The organism is Neisseria sp. P0008.S010 (genome assembly GCF_051962715.1).
Classification (GTDB): Bacteria; Pseudomonadota; Gammaproteobacteria; order Burkholderiales; family Neisseriaceae; genus Neisseria; species Neisseria elongata.
In genome coordinates this window covers 1-517 of the sequence record NZ_JBQCVA010000139.1, presented here as the reverse complement: position 1 = coordinate 517, position 517 = coordinate 1, and the positions used below count along the sequence as shown (strand labels likewise).

At 59.6% G+C, this 517-nt stretch carries 1 protein-coding gene; it reads right to left on the bottom strand.

Features of this window, described 5'->3' with window-relative positions; genetic code table 11:
• The coding region (locus tag ACTHSL_RS12895) for a phage tail tip protein J-related protein (RefSeq protein WP_440381688.1) at nt 1-517 on the bottom strand (517 nt) is incomplete at both ends.

The window sequence follows — 517 nt, the reverse complement described above, 5'->3', positions numbered from 1 at the left end:
AATCATGGCCCGGTTTGATATTGATACTGGCGGCTATCCAGTACAGCGCCGTACCAAGATAACGCGTGCTGGTTTCAACCTGTCTGATATCCGCAATCTGCTTTTCCGAGAACCAGAACTCAAACTGTACCGTCGGGTCATAAACGGCAAGATGCGGCGTGGCGGTTATCTGAAAATAGCCCGGCGTCAGCTCAATCCTCGACGGTGCTGCCGGTGCGGCAATCCGGAACGATACCGACGCCGGATCGCCCTGCTGCCCCCACGCATTTACCGCCCGGACTGTCAGCCTGTAGTTCCCCAGCGCCAGTTGCGTGAAGCGGTATGTGGTTTCCGTCGTCCGGGCCGTGCTGACCAGCCGCTCACTGCCGTCGTCCGCTGTTACGGTCAGACGGAGCAGGAAACTCACGCCCTTCACCACCTTCGGTGTGTCCCATCGCGCCAGCACCTGATATTCCCCGCTGTCTGCAGTGACTTCTGCGGTCAGGTGCTGCACCGCTGGCGGCGTGACACCATTCAC